The following is a 24,508-nucleotide window of genomic DNA, read 5'->3' as shown; positions in this document are numbered from 1 at the left end:
ATAGTTGACGCGCGTCGACTCGTCCGTCAGGCTCACACTCCACACCTTCACCGCGCTAGGGAGCCCCCCATGCTCAGACGTTCCGCACGACTTCTGCTCGGCCTTGTCATGACCATGGCATTTGCGTTGGGTGGTGCGGTGGTGACCGCCGGAACCGCGCAGGCCGACGGCTGCTACACCTGGACCCGCACCCTGTCCCCGGGCGCCACCGGCAACGATGTCGTCCAGCTCCAGATCCGCGTGGCCGGATACCCCGGATACAACTCCGTGCTCGCCGTCGACGGTTCCTACGGACCCGCCACCACCGCCGCCGTCAAGCGCTTCCAGGCCGCCTACGGACTGGCCGCCGACGGCATCGCCGGCCCCGCCACCCAGTCCAAGCTCTACGCCCTCCAGGACAGCGACTGCACGCCCATCCACTTCACGTACGCCGAACTCAACCGCTGCAACAGCACCTGGGCAGGCGGTGCCGTCGCGGCGGGGACGGCCAAGGCGAACGCGCTGAGCACCATGTGGAAGCTGGAGGCGCTGCGCCACGCGCTCGGTGACCGCCCCATCACCGTCAACAGCGGATTCCGTTCCACCTCCTGCAACAGCGCGGCCGGGGGCGCGTCGAACAGCCGTCATCTGTACGGTGACGCGGCCGACCTCGGAGGGATCGCCTTCTGCACCCTGGCCCAGCAGGCCCGTAACCACGGGTTCAACGGGATCCTCGGCCCGGGCTACCCGGACCACAACGACCACGTCCACGTGAACCAGGGGCCGAGCCACTTCTGGTCGGCGCCCAACTGCGGCATCTGACACGCGTGTGGGGCCCGCCGGCACCGGCGGGCCCCACATCCGTACCCGAGCGGTCAGGCGGCCTCCGCCGTCAGGCGCGTTCCGCCGGTCGTCTGCACCGCGGCGCCGTCCGCGGACCGCTCCGTCAGCCGGAGCTGCGAGACGGCGTTGCGCAGGACCAGCGCACCGGCTCCGGCGTCCAGCTGCCAGCGCTGCGTACGCACGCCCGCCGAGCAGCTCGCGAGCGACAGCTCGGCCCCCACCTCCAGCGGGGCGCCCAGGTACTTCTTCCCGCGCACCGCGTCCAGGCACAGGCCGCTGTCCGCGGCCTGCACGGTGTAGTAGCCGTCGCCGGTCGCCGTCAGCGTCCAGGCCGCCTCAGCGCCCTTGGTCAGCGATACCCCGGCGTCCGTGCCGGGCGTGAGCGCCTTCGCGCCCGCGGTCAGCCGGTACGTACCGTCGGCCAGAGGGGTGCGGTCGGTGTTGTCCCACCCGGGGGCGTGTCCGATCCTGCGGGCCAGGGCCTCGAAACCGGCGTACGTCCCGCTGGGCTTCGGGCCTCCCCAGGTGGCCTGTGCGATGAAGCGCAGCGGCATGAACACCTTCGCCTCGACCTCGTTCTCGGTCTCGGCCGCCGCACTGTCCGGCCACAGGCTGATCTTCGCGCCGGTCAGGTTCGCCGCCGTGGCCGGCAGGGTCTGGCCCTCGAAGCGCAGGGGCGTCCAGTCGCTCTCGTACAGCTTCTGGGTCTGCATCGTGTACCCGCCGCGCACGAGGTAGAGCGCGTACGCGGAGTTCATCACCGGTCGGCCCTCGGCCAGCAGGGCGGAAGGCTGCTGGATGGCGCCGCCGCCCAGCCAGTGCTCGACGGTGATGTCACGGTCGAGGGGGACGACGCTGTTACGGCCCACCAGGCCGTCGTTCCAGATCCGCAGCGACCGGCCATCGGCCTTCACATGGGCGTTGACCTGGTTGATGAAGTCGGCGAAGAGGTCGTCGGGGGTGGCCGATGCTCCGAACTTCGCGGTCGCGGCCGACTGCAGCTGCGGATAGTTCGGGTACGAGGAGCCGATCATGTACTCGTCGGCGCCCATGTGCCAGGTGCGGGTGTCCCACACCTCCAGTGCCTCGTCGACCATCGAGGTGTAGTACGCCAGCGCCTCGGGCCGGGAGATGTCCAGCCGGGGCGGTGAGGCGACGCCGTCCTTGTCCTTGAGCTGGAGCTCCGGGTGGTTCTCCAGGTAGGTGTCCATGTGGCCCGGGGAGTTGATCTCCGGCACCAGGTCGACGTGGTACTTCTTCGCCATCGCGACCAGGGCGCGCACCTGCGGCTTCGTGTAGTAGCCCCAGAAGGCCGACTCGGGATCGACGTCGCTCCTGACCTTCGCCTCGATCCAGAGCTGGTTGAGCTTCTGCGAGGCCATGTCCTTCATCAGCCGCTCGAACCAGGGCAGCGAGACGTTGATGTAACAGGCGCACACCCCGACCCCGCGCTCGCGGTAGGCGGGCACATCGGTCGCTGAACCACGCGCGGCCCGGCCGTCGTCGTTCAGCAGCTGCAGCACGGTGCGCGAACCGTAGAACACCCCCGCCGATGTCGCGGCCGTGACCGTGACCCGGTCACCGACGTCGAGGCGGTAGCCCTCCGTGCCCAGCGAGCCCTTCAGGGACGGGTCCTGGCGCAGCACGATGTCACCGGAGCGGGCCTTGCCCCGCGACACCGGGGCCTCGCCGGCCAGCTCACCCGCGAACCGCGCCGCGTCGGCCGCCGTGCGCTGTTCCCGCACCCCGTCCAGCACGATCCTGGCCCGGTCGGAGAGGGTGAACTCCCCCTCGCCGGGCTGCCACTGCCGTAGCGAGGGCAGCACCTCGGGCGGCGGTGCGGGAGCTGCCGCCCCGTCCACGGCCGAGGCGCTCTGCAGGGGCAGCAGAGTGGCGGTGAGCGCGGCCACCACGGCCCCGACGGTCCTTCGTTTAGCCATCCGGATGTCCATGCGCCCGACCCTGGCGCGCCGACAGGGGTCCGGTCCATGGACAGGTGCAGGAATCGATTGGACGAATGGTCCGACGTCAGATCTGTCAATGATCAGGCAACTTCGGTCAAGTCGGTCGGACCGCGGAAGGTCCGGCGGTACGCGTTCGGCGTGGTCCCCAGCGAGCGTACGAACTGATGGCGGAGCGCGGCGGCGTTGCCGAAGCCGGTCTGTCCGGCGATCGTATCCATCGTTTCATCCGATGTCTCCAGCAGGTGCTGGGCCAGCAGCACTCGCTGCCGCAGCAGCCAGCGGTACGGCGTGGTGCCCGTCTCCTGCTGGAAGCGGCGGGCGAAGGTGCGCGGGGACATGTGCGCCTGGGCGGCGAGCTGCTCGACGGTCATCTCCCGGTCGAGGTGTCGGTCCATCCAGGCCAGTGTGTCGCCGACCGTGTCGCAGGGGGTGCGCGGCAGTGGACGCTGGATGTACTGCGCCTGCCCGCCGTCGCGGTGCGGCGGCACCACCATGCGCCGGGCGATGCTGTTGGCGGCGGCGGTTCCGTACTCCTGGCGGACCAGGTGCAGGCAGGCGTCGATCCCCGCGGCCGTGCCCGCCGACGTGATGACCGGGCCCTCGTCCACGTACAGCACGTCCGGCTCCACGACGGCCCGCGGGAAGCGGCGGGCCAGCTCGGCGGCGTGGCGCCAGTGAGTCGTGCAGCGCCGGCCGTCCAGCAGGCCGGCCGCGCCGAGCACGTACGCCCCCGAGCAGACGCTCAGCACCCTGGCCCCGCGCTCCACGGCCCGGCGCAGCGCCTCCAGCACCGCCTCGGGGTACTCCCGGTCGACGAAGTGGGTGCCGGCCGGGACCGCGATGAGGTCGGCCTCCTCCAGGCGGTCGAGGCCGTGGGGGGTGGTGATGGTGAATCCGGCGTGGGTGCGCAGGACCTGGCCCTCGGCGGAGACCACGGCGAAATCGTGCACCGGCAGTCCCTCGTCGCTGCGGTCGAGTCCGAACACCTCGCACAGGACGCCGAGTTCGAAGGGATTCACTTCGTCGAGCAGCAGGGCGGCGACATTTTTCAGCATGCCCCCAGTGTGGCAGTAATTCGATGCTCCATGACAGTCCTGCCACTGCCACGATCGGCCGGAACCGACGACAGTAGAGGCATGAACACATTCCTGAACTACCTGGGCACAACGGTTGTTTTCGCACTCTTCCTGCTGCCGACGCTGGTCGGCATCGCCCGCGAACGCCGCATCGACCGCCAGCTGCGGGAGGCGGAACGGGTCCGGAGTGCCGAGCCCCCGCAAACGCGGGACGCCGCGCGGCCGGTGAAGGCCGCACGGCGTCCGTACGTCAGGAGCTGGGCGAGGATCTGAACGGGTCAGAAGTCGTCGTCGAAGCCGACCGTTCCCTCGACGGCCACCTGGTACGCGGAGGGGCGCCGCTCGAAGAAGTTCGTCAGTTCCTGGACTCCCTGGAGCTCCATGAACGAGAACGGATTCTCCGATCCGTACACCGCGGGGAAGCCCAGCCGGGTGAGTCGCTGGTCGGCGACGCACTCCAGGTACTGGCGCATCGACTCGGTGTTCATCCCGGGCAGGCCGTCGCCGCACAGGTCACGGCCGAACTGCAGCTCCGCCTCGACGGCCTCCCTCAGCATGTCGGTGACCTGCTGCTGGAGCTCGTCGTCGAAGAGGTCGGGCTCCTCCTTGCGGACGGTGTCGACCACCTCGAACGCGAAGTTCATGTGCATCGTCTCGTCACGGAACACCCAGTTGGTGCCCGTGGCGAGACCGTGCAGCAGCCCGCGCGAGCGGAACCAGTACACGTACGCGAAGGCGCCGTAGAAGAACAGCCCCTCGATGCACGCCGCGAAGCAGATCAGGTTCAGCAGGAAACGGCGGCGGTCGCCCTTCGTCTCCAGCCGGTCGATCTTCTCGACCGAGTCCATCCACCGGAAGCAGAACTGTGCCTTCTCGCGGATCGACGGGATCTCCTCCACCGCGTCGAAGGCGGCCGCCCGGTCGTCCGGATCGGGGAGATAGGTGTCCAGCAGCGTCAGATAGAACTGGACGTGCACGGCCTCCTCGAAGAGCTGCCGCGACAGGTACAGCCGGGCCTCGGGGGAGTTGATGTGCTTGTACAGCGTCAGCACGAGGTTGTTGGAGACGATCGAGTCACCGGTCGCGAAGAACGCCACCAGCCGGCCGATCAGGTGCTGCTCGGCGGGCGACATCTTGGCGAGGTCCGCCACGTCGGAGTGGAGGTCGACCTCCTCCACGTGCCAGGTGTTCTTGATCGCGTCCCGGTAGCGCTCGTAGAAGTCCGGGTAGCGCATCGGCCGCAGGGTCAGTTCGAAGCCCGGGTCCAGCAGGTTCTTGTGGTCGTCGGTGCTCATTACTGGCAGGCCTCGCAGGATTCGGGATTCTCCAGGGAACAGGCGATCGCGTCCGCGTCGGGCGCGGGTGCCTGCTCGGGGATCGGTGCGGCGGACGCCGCACGGGCGATCCGGGTCGCCGGGCGTGAGCGCAGGTAGTACGTCGTCTTCAGCCCCTGCTTCCAGGCGTACGCGTACATGGAGGAGAGCTTGCCGATCGTCGGCGTCTCCAGGAACAGGTTCAGCGACTGGCTCTGGTCGAGGAACGGCGTACGGGCCGCCGCCATGTCGATCAGGCCGCGCTGCGGGATCTCCCACGCCGTGCGGTACAGGGCCCGCACCTCCTCCGGGATCCACGCGAAGCCCTGCACCGAGCCGCTCGCCTCGCGCAGCGCCTCACGGGTCCGCGCGTCCCACACGCCGAGCTTCTTCAGCTCGTCCACGAGATAGGCGTTGACCTGGAGGAACTCACCACTGAGCGTCTCGCGCTTGAAGAGGTTGGAGACCTGGGGCTCGATGCACTCGTACACGCCCGCGATCGAGGCGATCGTCGCCGTCGGCGCGATGGCCAGGAGCAGCGAGTTGCGCATGCCGGTCTTCGCGACCCGGGCGCGCAGGGTGTCCCAGCGCTCCGGCCAGTTCAGCTCGGTGTCGTAGTGGTCGGGGTGCAGCACACCGCGGGCGGCGCGCGTCTCGGACCACGCGGGGAGCGGGCCCGAGCGCTCGGCGAGGTCGCAGGACGCCTCGTACGCCGCGAGCATGATGCGCTCGGAGATCTTCGTCGACAGGGCGCGGGCCTCGGGGGAGTCGAACGGGAGCCGCAGCTGGAAGAAGACGTCCTGGAGCCCCATGGCGCCCAGGCCCACGGGCCGCCAGCGGGCGTTGGACCGGCCGGCCTGCTCGGTCGGGTAGAAGTTGATGTCCACGACCCGGTCGAGGAAGGTCACGGCGGTACGGACGGTGGCGTCCAGGCGCTCCCAGTCGATCGTGCCGTCGGTGACGAACGCGCCGAGGTTGACCGAGCCGAGGTTGCAGACGGCCGTCTCGCCGTCGTCGGTGACCTCCAGGATCTCGGTGCACAGGTTGGACGAGTGCACGACGCGGCCCGGCTCGGCGGTCTGGTTCGCGGTCCGGTTGGAAGCGTCCTTGAACGTCATCCAGCCCTGGCCGGTCTGGGCGAGGGTCCGCATCATCCGGCCGTACAGCTCACGGGCGGGCATGGTCTTGCGCGCCAGGCCCTTGGCCTCGGCGGACCGGTAGGCGGCATCGAACTCGTCGCCCCACAGGTCGACCAGTTCGGGCACGTCGGCAGGGGAGAACAGCGACCAGGTGCCGTCCGCGTCCACCCGGCGCATGAACTCGTCGGGGATCCAGTGCGCCAGGTTGAGGTTGTGCGTGCGCCGCTGGTCCTCGCCCGTGTTGTCGCGCAGCTCCAGGAACTCCTCGATGTCCGCGTGCCACGTCTCCAGGTAGACGGCGGCTGCGCCCTTGCGCCGGCCGCCCTGGTTGACCGCGGCGACGGAGGCGTCGAGCGTCTTCAGGAACGGCACGATGCCGTTGGAGTGCCCGTTGGTGCCACGGATCAGCGAACCGCGGGCGCGGATGCGGGAGTACGAGAGGCCGATGCCGCCCGCGTGCTTGGAGAGGCGTGCCACCTGGTGGTAGCGGTCGTAGATCGAGTCCAGCTCGTCCAGCGGGGAGTCCAGCAGGTAGCAGGAGGACATCTGCGGGTGCCGGGTGCCGGAGTTGAAGAGCGTGGGGGAGGAGGGCAGGTAGTCCAGCCGGCTCATCAGCCCGTACAGCGCGGCGACCTCGTCCAGGGCGCGCTCGGAGGTGTCCTCGGCGAGACCGGAGGCGACGCGCAGCATGAAGTGCTGCGGCGTCTCGATGACCTGACGGGTGAGCGGGTGACGCAGCAGGTAACGGCTGTGCAGGGTGCGCAGGCCGAAATAGCCGAAGCGGTCGTCGGCGCCGTCGGAGAGCGACTGCCCGACCAGCGCGTCCAGGGCGGCGGCGTGGAGCGTCACGAACTCGGCGGTGCGGTCCGCGATCAGGCCCTCGCGGTGGCCGACGGCGACCGAGGCGGAGAACGACGTCGCGCCCTGCCCGGCCGCCTCGTCCGCGATGGTGCGGGTGAGGAGGCGGGCGGCGAGCCGGGAGTAGGCGGGGTCCTCGGAGATCAGACCCGCGGCGGCCTCGGTGGCCAGCGAGCGCAGCTCGGCCTCGTCCGACCGGGCGTTGCGGCCGCGCAGAGCGGCGGCGGCGACGCGTCCGGGGTCGGTGTCGGGCAGATCGGCGGTGAGGTCGGTCAGGGTCCGCAGCAGTGCGGTCCCCGGTCCGTCCTTCGCGGGTCCGCCGGACAGGACCGCTTGGGCCTCGGCTGCTTCGGACTCTGCCGCTGAAACCGGATCGGCTGGCGCGATGGTCACGCGGTGCTCTCCCTCGCTCGGATCGGGGCCATCGGGGAGCGGGGGCAGCCGGGCGGAGCGGGACCCGGCAGGGCAGCGCTCCGTGCGGCGTCCACCGGCCCATCCACGAGGCCCGGACGTCTGGGCATCCGGATCGGTCGAGCCGGATGCGCTGCCGGCAGGAGCTCGGACTGGGGTGCGCAAAAGCACACCGAACACACCGTTGCGGGACAGTTCCGGATTCGCACCGGATTTCCCTGCGGCGACAGCGAGCATGAGCATACATGTGGGGGCTGCCGTATGCGGCAGCCCCCACATGTTGTGTCGTACGTGGTCTTAGCACGCCTTACGGCAGAGGGCCGAGCTCCAGACGGTACGTCAGCAGCTTGAGGTCGGCGATGGGGTTCCAGTCCCTCTCGGGGGTCCGTACGAAGCCCAGGCGCCCGTAGATCCGGTGGGCCCCGAGCATCGCCGGCTGCGTCGACAGGACGAGCCCCGTGACCCCCGTGGTGCCCCGCGCGCGGTCGATACAGGCCCGTACGAGTGCCTCGCCCGCGCCGGCGCCACGAGCCTCGCGGGAGACCGCCAGCATCCGGAACTCGGCTTCGTCCGCCGCGGCGATGTCGGCCCACGGGTTGCCCGGCGGGGCGTAGGTGACCCCGCCCAGGACGTGGCCCCGGGCGTCGGCGGCCACCAGCACCTCCGCCTCGGCGGCCCGGCGGGGGACGTCGCGCAGCTGCACCAGGTACGGGTCGTCGGCGCCGTAGTCCAGGAGCCCGTCGCCGAGATAGGCCTCGGCCGTGATCTCGCCGAGGAGTACGTGTTCGGCGGGGGCGACCGGCCGGATCGATATGTCCATGGGCGGAAGTCTGCCGCACGGGCGGGCTGTGGCCGCAGAGATTTTCCGCGGACGCGCGACGGGCCGCCGCCCCCTCCGGAGAGGGGTGCGGCGGCCCGCCGCGCACATGTCGCCGGTCAGTGACCGCCCGGCGCACCGGCGGTGGCCGGCGGGAGCTCCGTCTTCACGCCGGGGTCGCCCGCGTCCGCGGTGTAATCGGACGGGGAGGTCTCGTCGATCCCCGTGGGCGCCTTCACGGCGTTCAGGACGAAGGTGAGCACGACCGTGACCACGAGGTTCAGCACGAACGCCGTGAGGCCGATGTAGCCGATCTCGCCGAGGCCCGGGATCTCCTTGGAGGACCCGCCGAAGTGCGCCTGGGTCGGGCTGGCGACGCCGTACGCTGCGGCCGTCCCGTAGATCATGCCGACCGCCCAGCCCGCGAGCAGCGCCCAGCGGTGGAACCACCGGGTGAACAGCCCGCCGACCAGGGCCGGCATCGTCTGGAGGATCCAGATTCCGCCGAGCAGCTGGAAGTTGATCGCGACCGTCTTGTCCATGGTGAGGACGAAGGCGAGCGCGCCGACCTTCACCAGCAGCGAGACCAGCTTGGAGACCCTGGTCTCCTGCGCGGGTGTCGCGTCGGGCTTCAGGAAGTCCTTGTAGATGTTGCGGGTGAACAGGTTCGCCGCGGCGATCGACATGATCGCGGCGGGCACCAGTGCGCCGATGCCGATGGCGGCGAACGCGACGCCCGCGAACCAGTCGGGGAACATGTTCTCGAACAGCTGTGGGATGGCCAGCTGGCCGTTGTCCACCTTGACCCCGGCGGCGATCGCCATGAAGCCGAGCAGCGCGAGCAGGCCCAGCATCAGCGAGTACAGCGGCAGGATCGTCGTGTTGCGGCGGATCACCTCACGGCTGCGGCTGGAGAGCGTCGCCGTGATCGAGTGCGGATACATGAAGAGTGCCAGGGCCGAACCCAGCGCCAGGGTGGCGTAACCCCACTGCCCTGCCGCGGCGGGTGCGAGCGCACCGGTCGGCTTGCCGCCCGGCGGGCCTGCGAACTTCTCCTGTGCGGCGGCGAAGATGTCGTCGAAGCCGCCGAGCTTGATCGGGATGTAGATGATCGCCACGGCGATGACCAGGTAGATCAGGCCGTCCTTGACGAAGGCGATCAGCGCGGGTGCGCGCAGCCCGGAGGAGTACGTGTACGCGGCGAGCACCGCGAACGCGATCAGCAGCGGCAGGTCCTTGACGAACCAGTGGGTGTTCTCGCCGCCGCCGACGCCCATCACGTCCAGGACCGCCTGGATGCCGACGAGCTGGAGCGCGATGTACGGCATCGTGGCGAGGATGCCGGTGACGGCGACCGCCAGCGAGAGCCCCTTGGAGCCGAAGCGTCCGCGGACGAAGTCCGAGGTGGTGACGTAGCCGTGCTTGTGGGACACCGACCACAGGCGCGGCAGGAAGGTGAAGATCAGCGGGTACACCAGGATGGTGTAGGGCACCGCGAAGAAGCCGGCCGCGCCCGCCGCGTAGATCGCTGCCGGTACGGCGACGAAGGTGTACGCGGTGTAGAGGTCGCCGCCGAGCAGGAACCAGGTGACCCAGGTGCCGAACGACCGTCCGCCCAGACCCCATTCGTCGAGGCTGGCCTCGTTCTCGGCCTTGCGCCACCGGGCGGCCATGAAGCCGACGACCGTGACGGCCAGGAAGAAGAAGATGAAGACGCCGAGCGCGACGCCGTTCACGCCGTCCTTCATGCCGACGCACCCCCCTTGCGGGCGCGCTGGTCACGCTGCCACAGCTTGTACGCGATCATGGTGAGCGCCGTGGAGATCAGCACCCAGAGCATCTGGTACCAGTAGAAGAACGGGATGCCGATGAAGGCCGGATCGACCTTGGCGTACGAGCTCACCCAGAGCATCGCCACGAACGGCGCGATGAGGCAGAGGGCGATGACCACCCTCATGGGTGTGACGGTGGGTGGTTTTCCTTCTGGTTCTTCCGGCATGGCGGCGACTCCGTCCCCTCGCTGATCACCTGGTGTAATGCGCACGAAATCTAGGCGAGGGTCCCGGCCACCGTCACCCCCTGTCCGCATTGCGGTCCGGCAACGGTCCTGTGGCGTCGGACGTCCGGTCGAAATGACGCCAAACGTCGGGGTATTGGTCCAGGCCAAGTGGGGGTGAAGGTGCGCAGGGCAGTGAGCAGCCCCCGTGGGAACGCTTCCACGGGGGCTGCTCAACGGTTCCGGAGCCGGTGTCAGTCCAGCGGACGCTTCAGGCGCGCCACGAACTTGTAGCGGTCGCCCCGGTAGACCGAGCGGACCCACTCGACGGGTTCGCCCTGGCCGTCCAGCGAGTGCCGGGACAGCATGAGCATCGGCAGTCCGACGTCCGTACCGAGCAGGCCGGCCTCGCGCGGGGTGGCCAGGGAGGTCTCGATGGTCTCCTCGGCCTCGGCCAGCCGCACGTCGTACACCTCGGCCAGGGCGGTGTAGAGGGACGTGTACTTCACCAGTGAACGCCGCAGCGCGGGAAAGCGTTTGGCCGAGAGGTGAGTGGTCTCGATCGCCATCGGCTCACCGCTCGCCAGGCGCAGCCGCTCGATCCGCAGCACGCGCCCGCCCGCGGTGATGTCGAGCAGTCCGGCGAGCGTGTCGTCGGCGGTGACATAACCGATGTCCAGGAGCTGGGACGTCGGTTCCAGGCCCTGGGCGCGCATGTCCTCGGTGTACGAGGTGAGCTGCAGGGCCTGCGAGACCTTCGGCTTGGCGACGAAGGTGCCCTTCCCCTGGATGCGCTCCAACCGGCCCTCGACGACCAGTTCCTGGAGTGCCTGGCGCACGGTGGTGCGCGAGGTGTCGAACTCCGCGGCCAGGGTCCGCTCCGGGGGCACGGGGGTGCCCGGCGGCATCGTGTCCGTCATGTCGAGGAGATGTCGCTTCAGCCGGTAGTACTTCGGGACGCGTGCGGTGCGCGTGCCCACGCCCGCGCCCGTCTCGTTCTCCGTACTGCCCCCGTCGGCGCCCATGGCCCGCCTTCCCGACTGCTGCGTTGCTGCCGTCACCGGCTCCTCCGTCTGTCGCGGCTCACATGGTGGCACGGTCCGGTCACGGCTCGTCGCCCTCCCTCAGGTGTCGGTCCTGTAACGGACGCGAGTGCACTTCTTATACACCCTTGACACCCCTAAAGGTCTAGGCCAAGCTCCCGGTACTGGTCTAAACCATTAAAGACCAGGTCCCAGCCCCACGGGCAGTACCCGTCGCATTCAATTGTGCGACGGAGGGCGTTCTCGGGTGGTGGGGGGAATTCTCTTGCATCCCTGAGGAGGGTGTTCGTGAAGCGCGGACTCATCGCGGCCATTGGCGTCGTGGCTCTGCTGGCCGGTGCCACTGCCTGTGGCTCGGACGACAAGACCGACAGCAGCAGCAAGAAGACCGGCCCCGACAGTTACAAGGGCCAGACGCTGACTGTCTGGGCCATGGACGGCTCGACGCCTCCCGGCTGGACCAAGGACCTGACTGCCGCCTTCGAGAAGAAGACCGGCGCCAAGCTGAAGTTCGAGACCCAGAAGTGGGACGGCATTCAGCAGAAGATCACGACGGCTCTCTCGGAGTCGACCCCGCCGGACGTCATCGAGGTCGGCAACACCCAGACCCCGGCCTACGCGGCCACGGGCGGCCTCTCCGACCTGAGCGACCTCAAGAAGGAGATCGGCGGCGACTGGGTCGAGGCCCTCAACGAGTCCTCGGTCTTCGACGGCAAGCAGTACGCCGCCCCGTGGTACTTCGCCAACCGCGTCGTCATTTACAACAAGAAGGTCTGGGCCGACGCCGGCATCAAGGACACCCCGAAGACGCGGGACGAGTTCTTCAAGGACCTGGACGCCATCAAGAAGAAGGGCAAGGCGGAGCCGATCTACCTGCCCGGCCAGAACTGGTACTTCTTCGACGGCCTGACCATCGGCCAGGGCGCGGACCTCGTGAAGAAGGAAGGGGACAAGTACGTCTCCAACCTCTCCGACCCCAAGGTCACCGCCGCCATGGAGCTCTACAAGAAGTACCAGGGCTACTCCAAGGCTCCCAAGGACAAGGACGAGGCCACCCCGCAGCAGGCCGAGGTCTTCGCCAAGGGCAACGTCGGTGCCTTCATCGGCATGGGCTGGGAGGCCGGCACGGCCATCGCGGCCAACAAGAAGATCGAGAGCGACATCGGCTACTTCACCATCCCGGGTGAGACCGCCGGCAAGCCCGAGGGCGTCTTCCTCGGTGGCTCGAACTTCGCGGTCGCCGCGGGCAGCAAGAAGCAGGACCTCGCCAAGGAGTTCCTGAAGCTCTCCCTGTCCGACCAGTTCGAGGGCCAGCTGGCCAAGGAGAACGGCGTCATCCCGAACAAGGAGTCGCTCAACTCCAACCTGACCGGAAACGGCGCCGCCGAGGCCGCCGCCCCGGCTGCCGTCGCCGGTGGCACCACCCCGCTCATCCCCGAGTGGGCCGCAGTCGAGAACGCGCCGAACCCGATCAAGAGCTACATGACCGCGGTTCTGAACGGCAAGTCGCCGGCCGACGCCGCCAAGGCGGTCGAGTCGGAGATCAACAAGCGTCTCTCGCAGAAGAGCTGATTGCACGCGCCGGGGGGCGGGCAACGACCGCCCCCCGGCGCACTCGCGTGACTCGACCGTACGGCCCAAGACAGAGATGGCGAGCATGTCAGTGCAGACCGAAAAAGTGGACTCGGTCCCGGCAGCCGGCGTCCGCAAGGATGACGCCCCTTCCGGCGGCCCCGCCGCATCGCGCAAGGAGCGGACCGGCGGCTCCGCCCCCTACCTCCTCCTCGTGCCCGCACTGCTCGTCACAGCGGTGCTCCTGGGCTACCCGCTGGTCAAGAACGGCATGCTGTCGTTCCAGAACCTCAACCCGCGCCAGCTGATCCTCCACCTGACCGAGTGGAACGGCATCGACAACTACAAGGAAGTTCTCGGCAGCTCGGACTTCTGGAGGGTTGTTGAGCGGTCGGTCCTCTTCACCGCCGCCAACGTCGTCCTGATCATGGTGCTCGGGATGCTGGTCGGCCTCCTGCTCGCACGGCTCGGCAAGAAGATGCGACTGGTGCTCATGCTGGGCCTGGTGCTCGCCTGGGCCATGCCGATGATCGCGGCGACCACGGTCTACCAGTGGCTGTTCGCTCAGCGGTTCGGTGTCGTCAACTACGTCCTCGACAGCCTCGGCTGGCACTCGATGGCCGACTTCAACTGGACGAGCAGTCAGCTGTCCACCTTCTCACTGGTCACCCTGGTGATCGTCTGGCAGTCCATCCCCTTCGTGGCGATCAACCTGTACGCCGCGTCGACGACGATCCCCAAGGAGCTGTACGAGGCCGCCTCGCTGGACGGCGCCAACTCCTGGAAGAGCTTCACCTTGGTGACGCTCCCGTTCCTCAAGCCGTTCCTGCTGGCCACGACGTTCCTCGAAATCATCTGGGTCTTCAAGTCCTTCGCCCAGCTCTTCGCGATCAACGGCGGCGGCCCGGACCGGCTCACCGAGACCCTGCCCGTCTACGCGTTCGTCGAAGGCGTCGGCAACCAGCACTTCGGCATGGGTGCGGCCATCTCGTTCCTGACGATCATCGTCCTGCTGGCGATGACCGCCTACTACCTGCGCACCGTACTCAAGCAAGAGGAGGACGAGCTGTGAAGCGCTCACTGTTCGGCCGGATCTGGCCCAACCTGACGGCAGTCGTCCTCTTCATAGGCTTCGCTTTCCCCGTCTACTGGATGTTCAGCACGGCCTTCAAGCCGACCGGCGACATCGTCACCGACACCCCCGTGTGGTTCCCCACCGACATCACCTTCGAGCACTTCAAGAAGGCCATGGCGGCCGACCACTTCTGGACCCTGGTCGCCAACTCGTTCACGGTGACGATCGTGTCCGTGGTCGCCTCGCTGGTGATCGCGCTGCTGGCGTCCTTCGCGATGGCGCGCATGCGCTTCAAGGGCCGCCGCGGCATCCTGCTGACGTTCATGATCGCGCAGATGGCGCCCTGGGAAGTCATGGTCATCGCGATCTACATGCTGGTCCGCGACGCGGACATGCTGAACAGCCTGGTCCCGCTGACGGCCTTCTACATGATGATGGTCCTGCCCTTCACCATTCTGACGCTGCGCGGCTACGTCGCCGCCGTGCCCAAGGAACTGGAGGAGTCCGCCATGGTCGACGGCTGCACCCGCCCGCAGGCGTTCAGGAAGGTGATCCTGCCCCTGCTCGGCCCCGGTCTGATGGCGACCTCGCTCTTCGGTTTCATCACCGCCTGGAACGAGTTCCCGCTCGTCCTCATCCTCAACAAGGACATCGAGTCCCAGACCCTGCCGCTCTGGCTCTCGCAGTTCCAGACCGCGTTCGGTGACGACTGGGGAGCGACCATGGCTGCCTCCTCACTCTTCGCGATCCCGATCCTGATCCTCTTCATCTACTTGCAGCGCAAGGCCGTCAGCGGTCTTACCGACGGCGCAGTGAAGGGATAACGCCTCCCATGACCACCCTGACTTCCACCACGGACACCGTCACCCGCGACGCCCTCGCCGTCCTGCAGCCGGGCTTCACCGGCACCACCGCACCGGACTGGCTGCTGCGCCGTGTCGGCGAAGGGCTCTCCTCCGTCGGTCTCTTCGGCCGCAACATCGAGACGCCCGAGCAACTCGCCGCGCTCACCGCACAGCTCCGCGCCGAACGCGACGACGTGCTCGTCGCGATCGACGAGGAGGGCGGCGACGTCACCCGGCTGGAGGTGCGTCACGGCTCGTCCTTCCCCGGCAACCTGGCGCTCGGTTCCGTCGACGACGTGGCGCTGACCCGCGCCGTCGCCCAGGAACTGGGCCGCCGGCTCGCCGACTGCGGCGTCAACCTCAACTGGGCGCCCTCCGCGGACGTCAACTCCAACCCCGGCAACCCGGTCATCGGGGTGCGGTCCTTCGGCGCCGACCCCCACCTGGTCGCCCGCCACACCGCCGCGTACGTCGAGGGCCTCCAGGCCGCCGGCGTCGCCGCCTGCACCAAGCACTTCCCGGGACACGGCGACACCGCGGTCGACTCGCACCACGCGCTGCCCCGCATCGACGTGGACCTGGAGACCCTGCACGCCCGTGAGCTGGTGCCCTTCCGGGCGGCCATCGCAGCGGGCTCCAAGTCGGTGATGAGCGCGCACATCCTGCTGCCCGCGCTCGACCCGCACCGCCCGGCGACCCTGAGCCCGCAGATCCTGACCGGTCTGCTGCGCGAGGAGCTGGGCTACGACGGCCTGATCGTCACCGACGCCGTGGAGATGCAGGCCATCGCCTCCACGTACGGGATCGAGCGCGGCTCGGTCCTCGCGATCGCGGCGGGTGCCGACGCGCTGTGCGTCGGCGGCGGCCTCGACGACGACAGCACGGTCCTGCGGCTGCGCGACGCGCTGGTCGCGGCGGTGCGTGCCGGTGAACTGCCCGAGGAGCGGCTGGCCGATGCCGCGGCCCGGGTCCGGGCCCTCGCGTCCTGGACGCAAGGGGCGAGGGGGGCTGTCTCGGAGCCGGGCGCGGCAGTGCAGGAGGGGACCGCGCCCGGCACCGGAAACAGCACGGACATCGGATCGGACATCGGTCTGATCGCCGCCCGCCGCGCGGTCAGGGTGACGGGCACGGCCGAGCCGCTCACCGAACCGGCGTACGTGGCCGCGTTCACCCCGGTCGCGAACATCGCGGTCGGCGACGAGACCCCGTGGGGTGTCGCCGCCGAACTGGCCCGGCTGGTTCCGGGTACCGGGACCGACACGTACAGCGGCCTGACCGAGGCACCCGCGGCCGGTGTGCTGCGGGCCGCGGGGGAGCGGCGCATCGTCGCCGTCGTCCGCGACGCGCACCGCCACCCGTGGATGACCGAGGCCCTCGACGCGGTGCTCGCGGCGCGTCCGGACACGATCGTGGTCGAGATGGGCGTCCCCCAGGCCGAGCCCAGGGGTGCCCTGTACATCGCCACCCACGGTGCGGCCAGGGTGTGCGGTCTGGCCGCGGCGGAGGTCATCACCGGGGGCTGACCCCATGCAGCCCACCCGGGCACGATCAAGCCCGTGCCTGGGCACGATCAAGCCCGTCCGGCGATTGAGGACAGCGCGGCCGGCGAGGCGCCCCGCACGCATGAGGGCCGGGACACCACAGGTGCCCCGGCCCTCACGCGTACCGCAAGGACTAAATACCCTGCCACAGCGGCTTCGCCGCATACGTGGCGCGGAAGTAGTCCGCCAGCTTCAGCTTGGACGCCGCCGCCTCGTCGACCACGATCGTGGCGTGCGGGTGCAGCTGCAGCGCCGAGGCGGGCACGATCGCGGCGATCGGGCCCTCGACCGTCTGCGCCACGGCGTCGGCCTTGCCCTCGCCCGTCGCGAGCAGGATCGGGTGACGCGACTCCAGGATCGTGCCGATGCCCTGCGTGATGACGTGGTGCGGCACCTGCTCGATGTCGTCGTCGAAGAAGCGCGCGTTGTCGACCCGGGTCTGCTCGGTCAGCGTCTTGATCCGGGTACGGGAGGCGAGCGAGGAGCACGGCTCGTTGAAGCCGATGTGCCCGTCCGTGCCGATCCCGAGCAGCTGGAGGTCCACTCCGCCGGCCTCGGCGAGCGCCTTGTCGTACGCCTCGCAGGCGGCCTGGACGTCGTCGGCGGAGCCGTCAGGGCCCATGAACGACGCCTCGGAGAGTCCGAGCGGCTCGACGACCTCGCGCAGCACCACGGAGCGGTACGACTCCGGATGGCCCGTCGGCAGCCCCACGTACTCGTCGAGCTGGCAGATGCGGGCGCGCGACGCGTCCACCGCGCCCGAGCGGACCTTCTCGGCCAGCGCCCGGTAGATGGGCAGCGGGGTCGATCCGGTGGCAACGCCGAGAAGTGCGTCGGGCTTACGGCTCAGCAGGGCGCCGATGGCCCCCGCGATGAGTTCGCCGCCTGCCTTGGCGTCCGGGACGATGACAACTTCCACGCGGGGCCTGCCGATCTAGAGTGAAGACATGTGGTATAGACCAATCTAGCCATAATCTAGCAGACCTCGCGCCCACGGACACGGCTCCGGGCGTCCTCGGGGAGACCTTTTCGGGGGCTCCCTGGCGCCCCCGCGCCGGGGCCGTCCGCTGGCGGGTCCTTGGTGCCCCGTGTTCGACTTGACCGACGCATCGCGACACCCTCCGGGAGGCACCAGACATGTCCGCCACGTACCCGGCCGACGAGGGCGAGCAGCCCGGCCGGATCATGTCCGGCGAGATGGCCGAGCAGCCCGCGATGCTCCGGCGCATCCTCGACCGCGGAGCCCCGGCCATCCGGGCGGTGGCCGTCGAGATCGCGGCCCGGAACCCACGCTTCGTGCTGCTCACGGCCCGCGGCACGTCGGACAACGCCGCGCTCTACGCGAAGTACCTGCTGGAGATCACGCTCGGTCTGCCCTGCGGCCTGGCCTCGATGTCCACGACCACCGCCTACGGTGCGAAGCCGGATCTCAGGGACGTCCTGGTCATCACCGTGAGCCAGTCCGGCGGCTCGCCCGATCTGGTGGCGTCGACGAAGGCTGCCCGGGAGGCCGGTGCCGTCACGCTGGCGGTGACCAACAGCCCGGACTCACCGCTCGCCGCCGTCTCCGAATACCACATCGACATCCTGGCGGGGCCGGAGAAGGCTCTGCCGGCCACCAAGACGTACACCGCCTCGCTGCTGTCCCTGTACCTCTTCGTCGAGGGGCTGCGCGGCGGTGACGGGGCCGCGGCGGCGATCCTGCCGGAGCTCGCCGAGGCGATCCTGGCCCGCAAGGACGAGGTCAGGGCCCTGGCGTCGCGCTACCGCTTCGCCGAGCGGATGGTCATCACCTCGCGCGGTTACGGCTATCCGACAGCCAAGGAGGCGGCCCTGAAGCTGATGGAGACGAGCTACATCCCCGCTCTGTCCTACTCCGGCGCCGACCTGCTGCACGGCCCGCTGGCCATGGTGGACAACATCTCCCCGGTGATCGCCGTGGTCACCGACGGCCGCGGCGGCGAGGCACTGCAGCCCGTGCTCGACCGGCTGCGCGGCCGCGGGGCGGACCTCTTCGTGGTCGGTCCGAAGGCCCAGGTGGAAGCCGCTTCGGCGGGCTTCGTACTGCCGACGGCGGGGGTCGCCGAGGAGGTTCAGCCGATCCTGGAGATCCTGCCCTTGCAGATGCTGGCCTACGAGGTGACGATCGCGCGTGGCCAGGACCCGGACGCGCCGCGCGCGCTCGCGAAGGTCACCGAGACCCGCTGAGGGCCGGGCGGGCCGGCCTGGGGAGGACACCTGCTGAAGCCGCGCGAACCGCCCCGCAAAACACCCGCGGGCCGCGGCGCCGGGCCGGGACCCTCAGCCCGACCAGCACCGCAGCCCGGAGCAGGACCGCCCGTAACGGGCGGTCTGGCCGGCCGGCGGTGTGCGGTGCCCCCGGCCGGGGGGAGATACCGGCGCAGTCAGGGCAGAGAGCGCGGGTACCTCTATCCGCTCTCCTGTGCGGGGAGAGCGGAGGCTCTGTCTTCAGCATTCTGGACTAGACCACTCGCGGTGTCCATCTGCGGGGCGCGACGATTTCCGGCCCTCCCCCTTGCACGTACGGGCCGGCCGTCCGGTTCGGAACCTGTGCACATCCACGGGTACGCTCCCACATGTGCCCTCCATGAACGACCTCGTCCGCCAGCACACCGCCCTGAGTGACACCGACCTCGAGTGGCTCCATCTGCTGGTCTCGGAGTGGCAACTGCTCTCCGACCTGTCCTTCGCCGACCTCGTCCTCTGGGTCCCGACGCGTGACGGCACCCGCTACGTGTCCGTCGCCCAGATGCGGCCCAACACCGGCCCCACTTCCTACCAGGACGACATGGTCGGCCACCTGGTGCCGCGTGGCCGCCGTCCGCTCCTGGACGCGGCTCTGGACGAGGGCCGGATCGTGCGCGAGGGCGACCCGGAGTGGCGTGAAGAGGTCCCCGTACGGGTCGAGTCGATCCCCGTACGCCGGGAAGGGCGGGTCCTGGGCGTCATCGCACGCAATACGAACCTGCTCACGGTGCGCACCCCGTCCCGGCTGGAGCTCACCTACCTCCAGTCGGCCTCCGATCTGGCGCAGATGATCGCGGCCGGGTCCTTCCCCTTTCCCGGTCAGCAGGTCGACATGGACGCCTCGCCGCGGGTCGGCGACGGGCTCGTCCGGCTGGATGCCGACGGCGTCGTCCAGTACGCCAGCCCCAACGGCCTCTCCGCCTACCACCGCCTCGGCCTCGCTTCCGACCTGGTCGGCCAGCATCTCGGCGGGATCACCGCCGAACTCGCGCCCTCCCGGGGCCCGGTGGACGAAGCGCTGGTCAAACTGGCCAGCGGTTACGCGCCCCGGGAGTTCGAGGTCGAGTGCGCGGGCGGCGTGATCCAGCTCCGGGCGATCCCGCTCAAGCCCAAGGGGGTTCGCATCGGCTCCCTGGTCCTGCTGCGCGACGTCACCGAACTGCGCCGACGTGAGCGCGAGTTGATCACCAAGGACGCCACCATCCGGGAGATCCACCACCGGGTGAAGAACAACCTCCAGACGGTTGCCGCCCTGTTGCGCCTGCAGGCTCGCCGGATGGACTCCCCGCAGGGCCGCGAGGCGCTCAACGAGGCGGTGCGGCGCGTCGGTTCGATCGCCATCGTCCATGAGACGCTGTCCCAGAATCTGGACGAGCGGGTGGAGTTCGACGAGATCGCCGACCGGGTCATCGCCATGGTCGCCGAGATCTCACCGGGCAAGGTCACCTGCCGCCGCACAGGACGCTTCGGCGTCCTCGACGCCGAAGTGGCCACACCGCTGGCGATGGTCCTCACCGAGGTGCTGCAGAACGCCCTGGAGCACGCGTTCGGCGTGGCCGAGTCCGGCACGGTCGAGGTCTCCGCGGTGCGCGGCGGTTCGCCCACCGAGGGGCGGCTGCTGATCACCGTTCAGGACGACGGCTGCGGTCTGCCCGAGGGGTTCGACCCGCAGCGGGCCGGAAACCTGGGACTCCAGATCGTGCGCACGCTCGTGGAGGGCGAGCTGGGCGGCTCGTTCGGCATGGTGCCGGCACCTGAACGCGGCACCCAGGTCGTCCTCGACATTCCGGTCCGCGCCGACAAGTAGGCGCCCGCCGGTTTCCGGGCCGGGCGGATTCCGGGCCCGCGCGGACTCCGGCGGTGCACAGCAAAAAGCCCGGACCGTTGGTGAACGGTCCGGGCTTTCTGGTCAAGCATGCGCTTCGGGGGTACTGCGCGCTGCGACTCGGGGGGCGGGGTGATGCATACACTCCGTATGCGCCGCCTGGCTGAGGTTCGTAGCGGTGGCGTCGGTCAGGCGCTTGCGTTGCGCGCCCGGTTGCGAGCGGCGCGGCGCTTCATTGCGCGGCGCTCGTCCTCGCTGAGGCCACCCCAGACACCCGAGTCCTGGCCGGACTCGAGCGCCCACTGCAGGCACTGCTCCATGACGGGGCAGCGACGGCAGACGGCCTTGGCTTCCTCGATCTGCAGCAGCGCAGGACCGGTGTTGCCGATGGGGAAGAACAGCTCCGGGTCTTCCTCACGACAAACGGCGTTGTGACGCCAGTCCATGGCTGCTACCTCTCCTTGGTATACGTACTGTGGCTTGTGAATGTGAACGCTTTCACGAATCCCCCCGCAAGTGTCGGGCCGACGCCCAGATGAACTGGTTGTGGTCCTGTGCAGTGAGGAGGGGTTCTGGCTTTCAGTGGAGGCCGTTGTTGCGGGCCGTCCCGATCGCCATGTAGAGATTCGCAAACCTCGGCGGCGGATACAACCCCTTCTGGAAAGTTTTTTTTGATTCCTCGGTGTCGGCTAGGTCACAGCCGTACTTCTAGAGGGTGGAAGCCAGTCCAAACGTTCGAGTTAAAGGACTTTGGTCCCTTCCACTCACACAATCACACGCAGTGCACGGCGTACGCCTGTGAACGTCACACTCGTCCGCAGCCCCAGGTGGTCACCGTCCATCTGGAAGGGCAGTGGAGCCTTTGAATGCAAGGTGAAGTCCGTGAGGTCATGCAGTGAAACCGCGTGCTTGCCGCGCGGGCCCTTTTCCGGACTCGAGGTGAGCAGCTGCGTGGCGTACCGGGTGACCGCCGCGGTGGACAGTCGTTGCAGGCCGAGGATGTCCAGGGCGGTGTCGAACGATGCCTTCGGGGAGGCGTACATCGGCCGGTTCCCCAGGTAGGTCCAGGGTGCCGTGTTGCAGATTATGGAGAGCGCGAGGTCGGTCACCGGGTCCTGGCCCGGCACCTCCAGCGTGATCATTCCCTGCCGCCGATGCGGCTCCTCGAGGAACTGGCGCATCACCTGGCGCACGTACAGCGCATGGGTCGAACGCTTGCCGCGCTCGCGCTGTTGTTCGACGCGACCGATCACTCCGGCATCGAACCCGAGGCCGGCGCAGAAGGTGAACCAGCGTTCCGGGACCGATTCGTCCTCCGTGCCGGGGGTGCCCGCTGCCAGGCCCAGGCCCACGGTGCGCTCCGTGCGGTTGGCCAGTGCGTCCAGAATGGCGCCGGTCGCCTCCACCGCGTCGTTCGGGAGGCCGAGGGCGCGCGCGAAGACGTTGGTGGAGCCGCCGGGGACCACGGCGAGTTTCGGCAGGCTGTCGATGTCGGGCCCGTTGTGGAGCAGGCCGTTCACGACCTCGTTGACCGTGCCGTCACCGCCGAGCGCGACCACGAGATCGATGTCGTCACTGTCGGCGGCCCGTCGCCCCAGGTCGCGGGCGTGCCCGCGGTACTCCGTGGACACGGCCTCCAGCTTCATCTCGCTGGCCAGCGCATGAATCAGCACGTCACGGGTCCGCGCGCTGGTGGTGGTGGCAGCTGGATTGACCACAAGAAGTGCGCGCATGACTGCCAGACTACCTACCGCGAGGTATCGGCCTGAAGTCCTGCCCGGATGCCTTCACGCTGAGTGACGGGGTGGGCGCGGTGCGCGGGCCTGCGCGCGACGTCCACCGGCGATCCGGTGGTGTTCCGACCCCGCCTTCGCTTTCGGGGGTCCGGGATGCCAACCTGCATGGGTGAGTACTCAGCAGAACGTGCCCTCGTCGATGCCCTCGGCCGGACCGTCGAAGCCGGCCAGGATCACGCTCGTGGCCGGGCTCAGCGCCCTCGAAGGTGCGGCCCTCGTCATCGGTGGCGTCTACATGCTGGTCATGGGACTGCTCGGTCGTCCCGACAGTCCGCAGCAGGCCGAAATGGGTGGGCTGACGGTGGTCGCGCTGGGACTGATCCCGCTCTTCGCCGCCCGCGGACTGCTCCGGCGACGGAGCTGGAGCCGCGGACCCGCGCTCATCACACAGATCATCGCGCTGCCGGTGGCCTGGACTCTGCTGCGGTCGCACGGTGTGCTGATCCCGGCCGGGATCGTGCTCGCGGCCGCTGCGCTGACCGCGCTGTTCCAGCTGGTCCGGCCGGCGACCATCGAGGCGCTCGGCATCCGCCGACCGGGCACGGCCCCCGACGCGGACAGCACCGACGCCTGAGACGTCGGGGCGGTGGCAGGGCAGCCGCCCGGCCGGCCCGGGGCGAGCGCCGCCCGCCCGCCTCCGGTCCGCCTACTCCTCGACGAGCAGCCGCTCGCGCAGCTGGGCCAGGGTGCGGGCCAGCAGCCGGGAGACGTGCATCTGTGAGATGCCGACCTCCTGCGCGATCTGTGACTGGGTCATGTTGCCGAAGAAGCGGAGCAGAAGAATCCGCTTCTCTCGCGGGGGCAGGTCCTCCAGCAGCGGTTTGAGTGACTCCCGGTACTCGACACCCTCCAGCGCCTCGTCCTCGGAGCCGAGCGTGTCCGCGACCGCGGGGGACTCGTCGTCCGTGTCCGGCACGTCCAGCGAGAGCGTGCTGTACGCATTGGCCGATTCCAGGCCCTCCAGGACCTCTTCCTCGGAGATGCCGAGCCGCTCCGCCAGCTCGTGCACCGTGGGCGAGCGGCCGTGCTGCTGGGAGAGCTCCGCCGTCGCCGTGGTCAGCGAGAGCCGAAGCTCCTGGAGCCGGCGAGGCACCCGGACCGCCCACCCCTTGTCGCGGAAGTGGCGCTTGATCTCGCCGACGACCGTGGGTGTCGCGTACGTCGAGAACTCGACGCCGCGCTCCGGGTCGAACCGGTCCACCGACTTGATCAGACCGATCGTGGCGACCTGGGTCAGGTCGTCCAGCGGCTCGCCGCGGTTGCGGAAGCGCCGCGCCAGGTGCTCCACCAGCGGCAGGTGCATCCGCACCAGCCGGTTGCGCAGCTCCGCCTTCTCGGGTGACCCGTCCGGGAGCTTGCCCAGCTCGATGAACAACGCCCGCGCCCCGCTGCGGTCGTGTGGATCGTGGTGCCCGTGCTCGCTCATCTGGCCTGCCCGCTCCGCCTGCGACTGCTCCACCGCGACCGTACTGCCGGCGGGCCTCTCCGCCCCGTCCACCGCACGGGGCAGGTCCGCCCCGTCCACCGGATGAGGCAGGGCCTGCTGTTCCGGGATGCCTGCTGCGCGCACCACCCCTGGTCGGATCGTCTCGTCCCGCACAGGACCGTCCCCGTTCCCGTTGCTCACGCCGGCCCGGGTCCCGCGCCGCGCTGTTTGTACAGGCTGATGCTGACCGTACGGTCATCGGCGACCGTGGAGTCGACCTTTCCGGCCAGTGCGGAGAGCACCGTCCAGGCGAACGTGTCGCGCTCCGGGGCCCGGCCGTCCGTCGTCGGGGCGGAAACCGTCACCTCGAGAGAATCGTCGACGAGCCGGAACACGCAGCTGAGGACGGAACCGGGCACGGCCTGCTGGAGCAGGATCGCGCACGCCTCGTCGACCGCGATGCGAAGATCCTCGATCTCGTCGAGAGTGAAGTCCAAACGCGCTGCGAGGCCGGCCGTGGCCGTACGCAGCACCGACAGGTAGGCACCCGCAGCGGGCAGCCGGACCTCTACGAAGTCCTGATTCCCGGGCTCGCCTGCGATCTGGGACACCCTCACCTCCAAGGTGGCACAAACTCTTCGAGGATCCGGGAAGGGTCGCCCGGAGCCATGCGGTACGTCTTCGGTTCTTGGTCCGGCGACGCTATCGCGATCCATGATGC

21 protein-coding genes, 1 pseudogene and 1 riboswitch are annotated in these 24,508 nt (G+C 69.3%); of the genes and pseudogenes, 9 read left to right on the top strand and 13 right to left on the bottom strand.

Annotation, left to right across the window (positions count from 1 at the left end):
• The first annotated feature begins 69 nt into the window (after positions 1-69).
• Positions 70-801, top strand: a complete 732-nt coding sequence (locus tag OG538_RS11650; RefSeq protein ID WP_406092734.1) for a D-Ala-D-Ala carboxypeptidase family metallohydrolase — start codon at positions 70-72, stop codon at positions 799-801.
• Between the two features lie 53 nt (positions 802-854).
• Here the strand turns inward: OG538_RS11650 and OG538_RS11645 are convergent, their stop codons facing one another.
• Positions 855-2,762 carry a family 20 glycosylhydrolase gene (locus tag OG538_RS11645; RefSeq protein ID WP_406092733.1) on the bottom strand — a complete coding sequence of 636 codons (1,908 nt, stop codon included), beginning with the start codon at positions 2,760-2,762 and terminating at the stop codon, positions 855-857.
• 104 nt (positions 2,763-2,866) lie between these two features.
• Positions 2,867-3,841 (bottom strand): helix-turn-helix domain-containing protein, encoded by a 975-nt coding sequence (locus OG538_RS11640; protein ID WP_406092731.1) that lies wholly within the window; start codon positions 3,839-3,841, stop codon positions 2,867-2,869.
• An 81-nt stretch (positions 3,842-3,922) separates the two neighbouring features.
• Here OG538_RS11640 and OG538_RS11635 point away from each other — a divergent pair, with 81 nt between their 5' ends.
• Positions 3,923-4,135 carry a hypothetical protein gene (locus tag OG538_RS11635; protein WP_406092729.1) on the top strand — a complete coding sequence of 71 codons (213 nt, stop codon included), beginning with the start codon at positions 3,923-3,925 and terminating at the stop codon, positions 4,133-4,135.
• Positions 4,136-4,140: 5 nt separating this feature from the next.
• Here the strand turns inward: OG538_RS11635 and OG538_RS11630 are convergent, their stop codons facing one another.
• The 6 genes from OG538_RS11630 to OG538_RS11605 form a co-directional block, all read right to left on the bottom strand.
• On the bottom strand, positions 4,141-5,157 hold the full coding sequence (locus tag OG538_RS11630) for a ribonucleotide-diphosphate reductase subunit beta (RefSeq protein WP_406092727.1): 1,017 nt from the start codon (positions 5,155-5,157) through the stop codon (positions 4,141-4,143).
• The gene (locus tag OG538_RS11625) at positions 5,157-7,565 is read right to left on the bottom strand and encodes a ribonucleoside-diphosphate reductase subunit alpha (protein WP_406092725.1); all 2,409 of its coding nucleotides are present in this window, start codon (positions 7,563-7,565) and stop codon (positions 5,157-5,159) included. The genes OG538_RS11630 and OG538_RS11625 overlap by 1 nt, the downstream gene beginning before the upstream one ends.
• A 138-nt stretch (positions 7,566-7,703) precedes the next feature.
• A riboswitch (cobalamin riboswitch) is annotated at positions 7,704-7,833 on the bottom strand.
• A gap of 57 nt (positions 7,834-7,890) precedes the next feature.
• The gene (locus tag OG538_RS11620) at positions 7,891-8,403 is read right to left on the bottom strand and encodes a GNAT family N-acetyltransferase (protein WP_406092723.1); all 513 of its coding nucleotides are present in this window, start codon (positions 8,401-8,403) and stop codon (positions 7,891-7,893) included.
• A gap of 116 nt (positions 8,404-8,519) precedes the next feature.
• On the bottom strand, positions 8,520-10,148 hold the full coding sequence (mctP, locus tag OG538_RS11615) for a monocarboxylate uptake permease MctP (protein WP_406092721.1): 1,629 nt from the start codon (positions 10,146-10,148) through the stop codon (positions 8,520-8,522).
• Positions 10,145-10,357, bottom strand: a complete 213-nt coding sequence (locus OG538_RS11610; RefSeq protein ID WP_406092719.1) for a DUF3311 domain-containing protein — start codon at positions 10,355-10,357, stop codon at positions 10,145-10,147. Before OG538_RS11610 ends, mctP begins: the two co-directional genes overlap by 4 nt.
• Positions 10,358-10,650: 293 nt before the next feature.
• Positions 10,651-11,421 (bottom strand): GntR family transcriptional regulator, encoded by a 771-nt coding sequence (locus OG538_RS11605; protein WP_406100081.1) that lies wholly within the window; start codon positions 11,419-11,421, stop codon positions 10,651-10,653.
• Between the two features lie 306 nt (positions 11,422-11,727).
• On the opposite strand from OG538_RS11605, the gene OG538_RS11600 reads away from it, so the two are divergent.
• The 4 genes from OG538_RS11600 (at position 11,728) to OG538_RS11585 (ending at position 16,454) form a co-directional block, all read left to right on the top strand.
• A complete protein-coding gene (locus OG538_RS11600) occupies positions 11,728-13,011 on the top strand; it encodes an extracellular solute-binding protein (protein WP_406092717.1) in 1,284 nt (427 codons plus the stop codon).
• 85 nt (positions 13,012-13,096) lie between these two features.
• Complete coding sequence (locus OG538_RS11595) at positions 13,097-14,083, top strand: carbohydrate ABC transporter permease (RefSeq protein WP_406092715.1); 987 nt, start codon at positions 13,097-13,099, stop codon at positions 14,081-14,083.
• Positions 14,080-14,910 carry a carbohydrate ABC transporter permease gene (locus OG538_RS11590; protein ID WP_406092713.1) on the top strand — a complete coding sequence of 277 codons (831 nt, stop codon included), beginning with the start codon at positions 14,080-14,082 and terminating at the stop codon, positions 14,908-14,910. The genes OG538_RS11595 and OG538_RS11590 overlap by 4 nt, the downstream gene beginning before the upstream one ends.
• Positions 14,911-14,918: 8 nt before the next feature.
• On the top strand, positions 14,919-16,454 hold the full coding sequence (locus OG538_RS11585; RefSeq protein ID WP_406092711.1) for a glycoside hydrolase family 3 protein: 1,536 nt from the start codon (positions 14,919-14,921) through the stop codon (positions 16,452-16,454).
• Between the two features lie 151 nt (positions 16,455-16,605).
• Here the strand turns inward: OG538_RS11585 and nagB are convergent, their stop codons facing one another.
• Positions 16,606-17,391 carry a glucosamine-6-phosphate deaminase gene (nagB, locus tag OG538_RS11580; protein WP_406092709.1) on the bottom strand — a complete coding sequence of 262 codons (786 nt, stop codon included), beginning with the start codon at positions 17,389-17,391 and terminating at the stop codon, positions 16,606-16,608.
• A 218-nt stretch (positions 17,392-17,609) separates the two neighbouring features.
• Here nagB and OG538_RS11575 point away from each other — a divergent pair, with 218 nt between their 5' ends.
• On the top strand, positions 17,610-18,680 hold the full coding sequence (locus tag OG538_RS11575) for an SIS domain-containing protein (RefSeq protein WP_406092707.1): 1,071 nt from the start codon (positions 17,610-17,612) through the stop codon (positions 18,678-18,680).
• Positions 18,681-19,080: 400 nt separating this feature from the next.
• Positions 19,081-20,547: a sensor histidine kinase gene (locus OG538_RS11570; protein ID WP_406100079.1), complete on the top strand. Its 1,467-nt coding sequence runs from the start codon at positions 19,081-19,083 to the stop codon at positions 20,545-20,547.
• A gap of 206 nt (positions 20,548-20,753) precedes the next feature.
• Here the strand turns inward: OG538_RS11570 and OG538_RS11565 are convergent, their stop codons facing one another.
• Positions 20,754-21,011, bottom strand: coding sequence for a WhiB family transcriptional regulator (locus OG538_RS11565; RefSeq protein ID WP_003953983.1), 258 nt, complete (start codon positions 21,009-21,011; stop codon positions 20,754-20,756).
• Between the two features lie 318 nt (positions 21,012-21,329).
• A complete protein-coding gene (locus OG538_RS11560; RefSeq protein ID WP_406092705.1) occupies positions 21,330-22,298 on the bottom strand; it encodes a diacylglycerol/lipid kinase family protein in 969 nt (322 codons plus the stop codon).
• Between the two features lie 244 nt (positions 22,299-22,542).
• Between OG538_RS11560 and OG538_RS11555 the strand changes: the two genes are divergently transcribed.
• Complete coding sequence (locus tag OG538_RS11555) at positions 22,543-22,935, top strand: hypothetical protein (protein ID WP_406100077.1); 393 nt, start codon at positions 22,543-22,545, stop codon at positions 22,933-22,935.
• A 72-nt stretch (positions 22,936-23,007) separates the two neighbouring features.
• Here OG538_RS11555 and OG538_RS11550 read toward each other — a convergent pair.
• Together OG538_RS11550 and OG538_RS11545 are read right to left on the bottom strand one after the other, a co-directional pair.
• Positions 23,008-24,024: pseudogene (locus OG538_RS11550) on the bottom strand (RNA polymerase sigma factor SigF); the annotation flags it as partial.
• Positions 23,985-24,398: an anti-sigma regulatory factor gene (locus tag OG538_RS11545; protein WP_003966375.1), complete on the bottom strand. Its 414-nt coding sequence runs from the start codon at positions 24,396-24,398 to the stop codon at positions 23,985-23,987. The pseudogene OG538_RS11550 and the gene OG538_RS11545, both read right to left, overlap by 40 nt.
• Between the last annotated feature and the right edge of the window lie 110 nt (positions 24,399-24,508).

The sequence above is a fragment of the Streptomyces sp. NBC_01013 genome (assembly GCF_045162765.1).
Lineage (GTDB): Bacteria > Actinomycetota > Actinomycetes > Streptomycetales > Streptomycetaceae > Streptomyces.
Note: the sequence above shows the minus strand (reverse complement) of the source record. Positions and strands in the feature narration are given on the sequence as shown.